Source organism: Salinispora goodfellowii (assembly GCF_059570675.1).
In genome coordinates, this window is sequence record NZ_JCANTD010000005.1 from 247,209 (window position 1) to 255,805 (window position 8,597).

Consider the following 8,597-nt stretch of genomic DNA (forward strand, 5'->3'; position numbering starts at 1 on the left):
GGTGTGGCGCAAGTCGTCCCGGTCCGGTGGCGAGGGCAACTGCGTCGAGGTGGCGGCGTTCGCCGTCACCGGCGGCGCCGGTGACGGCGGAGTCGGGGGCGCCGGAGTCGGGGGCGGCGGTGTCGGTGTGCGGGACAGCAAGGACCGGCCCGGCCCGACGCTGAGCTTCGACCCGGCGGCCTGGACCCGGTTCGTCGTCGCCGTCCCGGCCGGGGAGCGCGACCACCAGCTCTGAGCTGCTGTTGGCCGGTGCCGGCCTGCGGTCGGCACCGGCCTGCGGTCGGCACCGGCCTGCGGTCGGCACCGGCCTGCGGTGTGCCGTCGGCATGCGCCTTCGGTGTGCGGTCGGCACCGGCCTTCGGTATGCGACGGCACCGGCCTTCGGTGCGTGACGGCACCGGCCTTCGGCGCGTCGGCTGGCGTCGGCCGGGACCGGCCTTCGGCGCGTCGGCTGAGGCTCCCGGCGGGCGCCGAATCGGTTGGGGAACAATGGCGGGGTGACTGCTCCCCGCGACGTCGTGCTGCTCGGCTCCACCGGTTCGATCGGCACCCAGGCCATCGACATCGTGCGCCGTAACCCGGACCGGTTCCGGGTGGTGGCGTTGGGCGCCGGCGGTGGCAACGTCGGGTTGCTCGCCGCGCAGGCCCTGGAGCTCGGCGTGGCGGCGGTCGGCGTGGCGCGGGCCTCCGCCGCGCAGGATCTCCAGCTCGCCTTCTACGCCGAGGCGAGCCGCCGCGGCTGGGCCCGGGGCGAGGTGAAGTTGCCGAAGATCATCGCTGGGCCGGACGCGATGACCGAGCTGGCCCAGTGGCCCAGCGACGTGGTGCTCAACGGGGTGGTCGGCTCGCTCGGGCTCGCGCCGACCCTGGCCGCGCTGCGCGCCGGCCGTACCCTCGCCCTGGCCAACAAGGAGTCGCTGGTCGCCGGCGGCCCCCTGGTGCGGGCCGCGGTGACCCGGCCGGGGCAGATCGTCCCGGTCGACTCCGAGCACACCGCGCTCGCCCAGTGCCTGCGCTCCGGGTCCCGCCCCGAGGTGCGCCGGCTGCTCGTCACCGCCAGCGGCGGCCCGTTCCGGGGGCGGCGACGCGACGAGTTGACCCAGGTCACCCCGGAGCAGGCGCTCGCCCACCCGACCTGGAACATGGGGCCGGTCGTCACGATCAACTCCGCCACGATGGTCAACAAGGCGTTGGAGGTGATCGAGGCACACGAGCTCTTCGACGTGCCGTACGCGGACATCACCGTGCTGGTCCACCCGACCTCGGTGATCCACTCGATGGTCGAGTTCGTGGACGGCTCCACCATCGCCCAGGCCAGCCCGCCGGACATGCGGCTGCCGATCGCGCTCGGCCTCGGCTGGCCCGACCGGGTCGCCGACGCCGCCCCCGCCGTCGACTGGACGACCAGCCACACCTGGGAGTTCGCGCCGCTGGACGACACGGCGTTCCCGGCGGTCGCGCTCGCCAAGGCGGCCGGCGAGGCCGGGTGCTGCCGGCCGGCGATCTACAACGCGGCCAACGAGGAGTGCGTCGCGGCGTTCGTCGCCGGGCGGCTGCCGTTCCTCGGCATCGTCGACACCCTGGAGCAGGTGCTGGCCGAGGCTCCTGACTTCGGCGAACCAGGTACCGTCGAGGACGTGCTCGCGGCCGAGTCGTGGGCGCGCGGGCACGCGCAGACAATCATCGAGAAGTCAGCGGAAGGAACTTGATGGCCTACCTGCTCGGGGTGACGCTCTTCGCCCTAGCCATCCTGATCTCGGTGAGTCTGCACGAAGCGGGGCACCTGCTGACAGCGAAGGCCTTCGGCATGAAGGTGACCCGCTACTTCGTCGGTTTCGGCCCGACCCTCTGGTCGTTCAAGCGGGGCGAGACGGAGTACGGCCTCAAGGGCATCCCGCTCGGCGGCTTCTGCAAGATCGTCGGGATGACCCCGCAGGACGACGACGTCGACCCGGCCGACCAGCCGCGGGCGATGTGGCGGTTCCCGGTCTGGAAGCGGACGATCGTGATGTCCGCCGGCTCGATCACGCACTTCGCGCTGGCCCTGATCGCGCTCTGGATCATCGCGATCACCGCCGGTCTACCCAACCCAAACTTCCCCAGCACCCTGGCGCAGGTCCGGCAGGAACCGGCGATCATCCAGCTCGCCAGCTGCGTGGTCCCGGAGAACGAGGCCCGGGCCTGCACCGACACCGACCCGGCCAGCCCGGCCGCGCAGGGCGAGCTGCGCGACGGCGACCAGATCACCGCGGTAAACGGCGCCCCCGTCGCCAGCTACGGCGACCTGCTCGTCGCCCTGCGCGCCCAGCAGCCGGGGCAGCCGGCGCAGGTCGACTACCTGCGCGACGACCAGCCGGGCAGCACCACCGTGACGCTCGGGCAGACCCAGCGTCCGCCGCTGGACGACCCGGAGGGCACCGTCGGGCCGGTCGCCGCGCTCGGCGTCGGGCTCATCCCCAGCACCCCCAGCCGGATCGAGTACGGTCCGATCGGCGCCATCGGCGGCACCGCCGACTTCACCGGCACCATGGCGGTGAACACCTACGAGGCGATGAAGCGGATCCCGCAGAAGGTCCCGGCGCTCTGGACGGCGATCACCGGTGGCGAGCGGGACATAGACACCCCGATCAGCGTGGTCGGCGCGAGCCGGATCGGCGGCGAGGCGGTGGAGAACGACGCCTGGCTGCTCTTCTTCATGCTCTTCGTCTCGCTGAACTTCTTCATCGGCGTGTTCAACCTGCTGCCGCTGCTGCCGCTGGACGGCGGCCACATCGCCATCGCCTGGTTCGAGCGGGCCCGCTCCTGGGCCTACGCCGGGCTGCGCCGCCCCGACCCCGGCCGGGTCGACTATCTCAAGCTGATGCCCGTCACGTACGCGGTGATCCTGATCGGCGGCGCGTTCATGCTGCTGACCGTCACCGCGGACGTCGTCAACCCGATCACGCTCTTCACAAGGTGAGTGCCTGAAGTGACCGCTGTCAGTCTCGGTATCCCCGCCGTACCGCCGCCGCCGCTCGCGCCCCGTCGGGCGAGCCGTCAGATCATGGTCGGTTCGGTGCCGGTCGGTGGGGGCGCCCCGGTGTCGGTGCAGTCGATGACCACCACACTCACCGCCGACGTGAACGCCACGCTCCAGCAGATCGCCGAGCTGACCGCCGCCGGCTGCCAGATCGTCCGGGTCGCCGTACCCAGCCAGGACGACGTCGCGGCGTTGCCGGCGATCGCCCGTAAGTCGCAGCTCCCGGTGATCGCCGACATCCACTTCCAGCCCCGGTACGTCTTCGCCGCGATCGAGGCCGGCTGCGCGGCGGTACGGGTGAACCCGGGCAACATCCGGCAGTTCGACGACAAGGTCAAGGAGATCGCGAAGGCCGCCGGTGACGCGGGCGTACCGATCCGGATCGGCGTGAACGCGGGCTCGCTGGACAAGCGGCTGCTGGCCAAGCACGGCAAGGCGACCGCGGAGGCGCTGGTCGAGTCGGCGCTGTGGGAGTGCTCGCTCTTCGAGGAGCACGGCTTCCGGGACATCAAGATCTCGGTGAAGCACAACGACCCGGTGGTGATGGTCCGGGCCTACCGGCAGCTCGCCGAGGCGTGCGACTACCCGCTGCACCTCGGGGTCACCGAGGCCGGGCCGGCGTTCCAGGGCACCATCAAGTCGTCGGTGGCCTTCGGTGCGCTGCTCGCCGAGGGGATCGGGGACACCATCCGGGTGTCGCTCTCCGCTCCGCCGGTGGAGGAGATCAAGGTCGGCGCCGCGATCCTGGAGTCGCTCGGCCTGCGCGAGCGCGGTCTGGAGATCGTCTCCTGCCCGTCCTGCGGCCGGGCCCAGGTCGACGTGTACAAGCTCGCCGAGGAGGTCACCGCCGGCCTGGAGGGGCTGCCGGTGCCGCTGCGGGTCGCCGTGATGGGCTGCGTCGTCAACGGCCCCGGTGAGGCCCGGGAGGCCGACCTGGGGGTGGCCTCCGGCAACGGCAAGGGCCAGATCTTCGTCAAGGGCCAGGTCATCAAGACCGTCCCGGAGGGTCAGATCGTGGAGACGCTCATCGAGGAGGCGCTCCGCCTCGCCGAGGAGATGGGCGCCGAGCTCCCCGAGGAGCTGCGGAGCCTGGCCGGCGGCGCCACCGTGACCGTGCACTGATCGGGCCCGTCCTGTTCCCCGAAGGGGCCGCCGAGTAGGCCGGTCGGCCAACGCCGGATCCGCTGATCTGGCAGGCTGAAACCGTGCTGACGACGCCGGTACGGCAACTCGGGGAATCGGAGCGTCGCGCAGTCGAGCAACTGCTCGACCTCGACCCGTACGCGGGCGCACAGGTCGCCGAGCGGGTCGCCGCGCGCGGGCTCGGCTGGTGGCGGTCCGAGGGACGGGTCCTCGGCTACGGCCCCCGCCGTAACCTGGAATCCGTCTGCTGGCTGGGCGGCAACCTCACCCCCGTGCTCGCGACCGAGCCCGCCGTAGCCGCCTACGCCGACCTGCTCGCCGGGCAGGAGCGAATCTGCTCGTCGATCGTCGGCCGGTCCGACGCGGTGCTCGGTCTCTGGGAGCGGCTCGCCGCAACCTGGGGCCCGGCCCGTGACGTCCGCCCCAACCAGCCGCTGCTCGCCACCGACACCGTGCCCGCCGTCAGCCCGGACCCGCAGGTGCGCCACGTGCGTCGCGGCGAGGTGGATCGGCTCTTCCCCGCCGCCGTGGCGATGTACACCGAGGAGGTCGGGGTCTCGCCGCTGGCCGAGGATGACGGGCGCGGCTACTACCGCCGGGTCCAGGACCTGGTCCGGTCCGGTCGGGCGTACGTCCGCATCGTCGACGGCGAGGTCGTCTTCAAGGCCGAGCTGGCGGTGGTGACCCGGCGTACCGCCCAGGTGCAGGGGGTTTGGGTGGCCCCCGAGTGGCGGGGCCGGGGGATCGCCGCGGCGGCGATGGCCGCCGTCGTCCGGGACGCGCTGTACCGCTTCGCGCCCACGGTCAGCCTCTACGTCAACGACTTCAACCGGGCCGCCCGGCGGGTCTACGAGCGCTGCGGCTTCCGCCCGATGGGCACCCTGGCCACCGTCCTGTTCTGAGCGGGCGTGAACCCCGGGACGGCGACCGGGCATGAGAAAGTGTGACCATCAAACAAGGGGTGCAAGCCCGTCAACGTGAACCGGGGAGCCCTGCGGCTGCCAGACCGTCGCACGCCGACGGCACCCCGGCCGACCACGCCCCCCGACAGGTGCTGGACGGCTCTCCGGTCGACCAGCTCCCCGAGGGGGCGCTCGACGGCTCTCCGGTCGACCAGCCCCCGGACGAGGTGTTGATCCAGCAGTCGTTGCTGGTCGCGGAGCGGTTCGGGCCGCTGTTCGATCGGCACGCCAGCGCCGTGTACCGATATCTGGCCCGCCGGATCGGGCCGGACGCCGACGACCTGTTGGCCGAGACGTTCCTGATCGCGTTCCGACAGCGGGCGACGTACCGGAAGCTGCACGTCAACGTACGTCCCTGGCTGTTCGGCATCGCCACCAACGTGCTGCGCCGACACGCGCGGCAGGAGAAGCGGCGGTACCGGGCCCTGGCCCGGGTCCCAGTGGATCCCGGCGGCGAGGCGTACGCCACCGACGACGCGCTCGGGCGGCTGGACGCCCAGTCACTGCGGCGCGACCTGGCTGCCGCGCTGGCCGCGCTCAAGCGCGGCGACCGGGACGTCCTGCTCCTGTCCGCGTGGGCGGAGCTGTCGTACAACGAGATCGCGGCGGTGCTGGACATCCCCGTCGGCACCGTTCGCTCCCGCCTCAACCGGGCGCGACGGGTGACCCGTGCGGCCCTCAGCATCACGATCACCAGCGAGGAACGCGCATGAACGAGATCACTCTGCTGCAGGAACATGGCCCCGACTCGGCACCCGCCACCGAGAGCGTGCTGAACTCCGCCCGGCACCGTCTGTTGACCGAGATCGCCGACGCGTCCGGCGAACCCCGGCAGCGGTGGGCGGGACTCCACCGCCCGCACGGCTTCCGGCGGGGCCGGCGACTGGCCATGACTGTCATCGCGGCCAGTGCGCTCTTCGTCTTTTCGGTGGTGGTCGGCGGTGTGATATCCGCCGAACAGTCGCGGGACCGTACGCCGACCGCTGTCTCCCTCGTCGCGTTCCAGATGCCGGTCTTCCCGCTCGCCCTCGATCCGGTTCCGGCCGGTCTGGAAGCCCCGTTGTTCAGCTTTCACGACGGGCGCTTCCTCGCGGTGCACCAGGATGCGGCCGGGGAGAGCGATGTCTACCTGAGCGTTCGTGACGAACGTCCGCGCGCCGAGTTCGCCCAGAACATCAGACCGGTGATGGTGCACGGCCAACGCGGCGAGTTGTGGGAGAACCATCCGCAGAATGGGCCCGCCCATGTGTCAGTGATGTGGGAGCGGGAGCCGGGCCAGTGGGTGCAGGTCACGGGCCGAGGCCGGTTCGGCACCGAGGCGGCCGTCCTGGCCCTCGCGGACACGGTCGTCGAGCGGCCACAGGAGGTGCCGTTGCAGGTCCGCCTCGCGCCGGCGGGCTGGGAGGTGTTCGCCTTCAAGGACGACCGGATCCTCACCCTGAAGGACGAGAACTCGGACGCCACGATGAACGTGCATTTGGCTGAGCGGCCCCAGCCGGACCTGCTGGGCAACATCATGGGAGCCCAGGAGGTGAGTCCCGTCCAGGTCAACGGCCGGGAGGCCCACCTCGTCCGGGCCGACGAGATCTGGTTCCTCCAGGTCCCGCTGTCCGACGGCTCGGTGTTCAACCTGCAGGCGCCGCTCTTCATGACCGCGGATCAGGTCGTGGCCATCGGCGAGCAGGTGACCGTGCAGCGTTGACACCCCCGCCGGCCACCTCCCCATAGCCGGGAGTGGCCGGCGCTCACACCTCCGCTTTGCCGACCGCCAGAGCCGACAGCCCAGCCCGCAGTGTCAGCCCCTGCTGCTTGGCTGGCGACATGAATAGTCGGCACGCCGCGGTGTGGACTGTCGTTGCGCACGAGCGCGCGGCTCTCGTGCGCAGCCTGGAGACCCTGGGGCCCGAGCAGTGGGCTGCTCCGACCGCCTGCCCCGGTTGGGACGTCCACGACGTGGTGGCCCACCTCGTCGACACCGCGAAGACGACGCGGCTCCGCTTCGTCCGCGACATGGTCACCGCCCGCTTCGACTTCGACCGGCAGAACGCGGTCGGTCTCGCCCGGGAACGGCGCGCGGACCCGAAGGACACCCTCGCCGCACTTCGGGCGGTCGTGACCCGCACCAGCACCCCACCGGCCGCGATCGTCACCCGCCTCGTCGAGGCATTCGTCCACGGCGAGGACATCCGACGGGCAGTGGGGCTCCGCGGCGACTACCCGGTCGAGCAGGTGGCGGCGGCGCTGACCTTCCAACTACGGACGACGGTGCAGCTGGGCGGCGGCAGGGAGCGCGCGAGTGGGCTGCGACTGGTCACCCCAGACGCTTCCGTAGACAGTGGAGCTGGCCCCGAGGTGCGTGGAACGGCCCTTGCCCTCCTGCTCACGGTCTCCGGTCGGCCGGTTGCACCCGACGAGCTCACCGGAGCCGGGGCCGCGACCCTCATCGAGCGCGCCACCTCCTGACCTTGACGCCGGTGGCGCACGGGGTCATGCCGAGCCGAGGACGGGCGCTTGGCATACCGCGTTGCACCGCCCCTGACCAGTCGGCAGACTCCGCTCATGGGTGATCAGTGGGCAGGCAAGGGTTTCGGCTGGCAGAACATGTTCGTCCCGCCCACCCAGGATCCGCGGGACCAGGACGCCGTCCACGGCGAGCGAAACGTGCTCCTCAGCTACCTGAGTTTTCAGCGACAGACGCTGCGGCTCAAGTGTGCGGGGCTGACACCGGAGCAGCTTGCGAGCCCCGTGGTGCCTCCTTCGGAGCTGACGCTGCTCGGGCTTGTCCGGCACCTGGCCGCGGTCGAGCACGGGTGGTTTCAGCGGGTGATGCAGGGCGACAGCGGTCCTCGTCCTTTCCGTCCCAACGGGGTGCACAGCGAAGAGTTCACCTTTCCGATGCCCACGGGCTCCGACGTCGAGGCGGCATTCCAGGAATGGCAACGGCAGTGCGATGCCGCCGACGAGTTCGTCGCGGGAACGGAGTTGGACGCCCGGGGAGCAGACGATGTGGAGCTACGTGAGGTATTGGTCCACCTGATCGAGGAGTACGCCCGCCACCTGGGCCACGCCGACCTTCTTCGCGAGTGCATCGATGGGCGCAGAGGGCAGTAGTAAGCTGTCCAGAGCATCCGGAGACGACTGTTGGCCGGCACCCGGTTCGGGTGCCGGCCAACAGTTTCTTTCCCCCTGGTGTGGGTTAGGTCTGTGGGTGGGGGTTTGTTTGTGGGTGTCGGTGGGGTCAGCTGGTCCAGTGTTCGGCGACGAGGTCGGCGGCCTGGGTTTCCCACTGGGCGTAGTGGAACGGGTACGCCGACACCTGCACCTTCTGCGCGGCCTCGGTCAACGGCAGGTCCTGCCAGCCCTTGACCTGCTTCAAACCGTCCAGGAAGGCGGTGGTGGAGTAGGCGGGGTCGGTGATCTGCTCCACCGTGCCCCAACCACTGGAGGGGCGCTGCTGGAACAGGCCCTGCGAG

9 protein-coding genes and 1 pseudogene are annotated in these 8,597 nt (G+C 71.2%); 9 read left to right on the plus strand and 1 reads right to left on the minus strand.

Annotation, left to right across the window (positions count from 1 at the left end; translation table 11 throughout):
• Window position 1: 1 nt before the first annotated feature.
• The 9 genes from T398_RS08650 to T398_RS08690 all read left to right on the plus strand — a co-directional run bounded on the left by T398_RS08650 (window position 2) and on the right by T398_RS08690 (window position 8,235).
• Window positions 2-235, plus strand: a complete 234-nt coding sequence (locus T398_RS08650) for a DUF397 domain-containing protein (RefSeq protein ID WP_496445827.1) — start codon at window positions 2-4, stop codon at window positions 233-235.
• 262 nt (window positions 236-497) lie between these two features.
• Complete coding sequence (gene dxr, locus T398_RS08655) at window positions 498-1,709, plus strand: 1-deoxy-D-xylulose-5-phosphate reductoisomerase (RefSeq protein WP_496445808.1); 1,212 nt, start codon at window positions 498-500, stop codon at window positions 1,707-1,709.
• Window positions 1,709-2,959 (plus strand): M50 family metallopeptidase, encoded by a 1,251-nt coding sequence (locus T398_RS08660; protein ID WP_496445809.1) that lies wholly within the window; start codon window positions 1,709-1,711, stop codon window positions 2,957-2,959. The genes dxr and T398_RS08660 overlap by 1 nt, the downstream gene beginning before the upstream one ends.
• A 9-nt stretch (window positions 2,960-2,968) precedes the next feature.
• Entirely contained in the window at window positions 2,969-4,141 is a 1,173-nt protein-coding gene (ispG, locus tag T398_RS08665; protein WP_011905251.1) for a flavodoxin-dependent (E)-4-hydroxy-3-methylbut-2-enyl-diphosphate synthase, read from the plus strand.
• A gap of 83 nt (window positions 4,142-4,224) precedes the next feature.
• Window positions 4,225-5,064 (plus strand): GNAT family N-acetyltransferase, encoded by an 840-nt coding sequence (locus T398_RS08670; protein WP_496445810.1) that lies wholly within the window; start codon window positions 4,225-4,227, stop codon window positions 5,062-5,064.
• Between the two features lie 149 nt (window positions 5,065-5,213).
• Window positions 5,214-5,837, plus strand: coding sequence for an RNA polymerase sigma factor (locus T398_RS08675; protein ID WP_496445828.1), 624 nt, complete (start codon window positions 5,214-5,216; stop codon window positions 5,835-5,837).
• Entirely contained in the window at window positions 5,834-6,826 is a 993-nt protein-coding gene (locus tag T398_RS08680) for a hypothetical protein (RefSeq protein ID WP_496445811.1), read from the plus strand. The genes T398_RS08675 and T398_RS08680 overlap by 4 nt, the downstream gene beginning before the upstream one ends.
• 119 nt (window positions 6,827-6,945) lie before the next feature.
• Window positions 6,946-7,587, plus strand: a complete 642-nt coding sequence (locus tag T398_RS08685) for a maleylpyruvate isomerase family mycothiol-dependent enzyme (protein ID WP_496445812.1) — start codon at window positions 6,946-6,948, stop codon at window positions 7,585-7,587.
• Window positions 7,588-7,683: 96 nt separating this feature from the next.
• A complete protein-coding gene (locus tag T398_RS08690) occupies window positions 7,684-8,235 on the plus strand; it encodes a DinB family protein (protein ID WP_496445813.1) in 552 nt (183 codons plus the stop codon).
• Between the two features lie 127 nt (window positions 8,236-8,362).
• Here the strand turns inward: T398_RS08690 and T398_RS08695 are convergent.
• Window positions 8,363-8,597: pseudogene (locus tag T398_RS08695) on the minus strand (hypothetical protein); the annotation flags it as partial.

Excerpts from the sequence above, each read along its gene's own strand:
- T398_RS08685 (WP_496445812.1), top strand. The coding sequence starts at position 6,946 with ATGAATAGTCGGCACGCCGCGGTGTGGACTGTCGTTGCGCACGAGCGC.
- T398_RS08680 (WP_496445811.1), top strand. The coding sequence starts at position 5,834 with ATGAACGAGATCACTCTGCTGCAGGAACATGGCCCCGACTCGGCACCC.
- T398_RS08690 (WP_496445813.1), top strand. The coding sequence starts at position 7,684 with ATGGGTGATCAGTGGGCAGGCAAGGGTTTCGGCTGGCAGAACATGTTC.
- T398_RS08660 (WP_496445809.1), top strand. The coding sequence starts at position 1,709 with ATGGCCTACCTGCTCGGGGTGACGCTCTTCGCCCTAGCCATCCTGATC.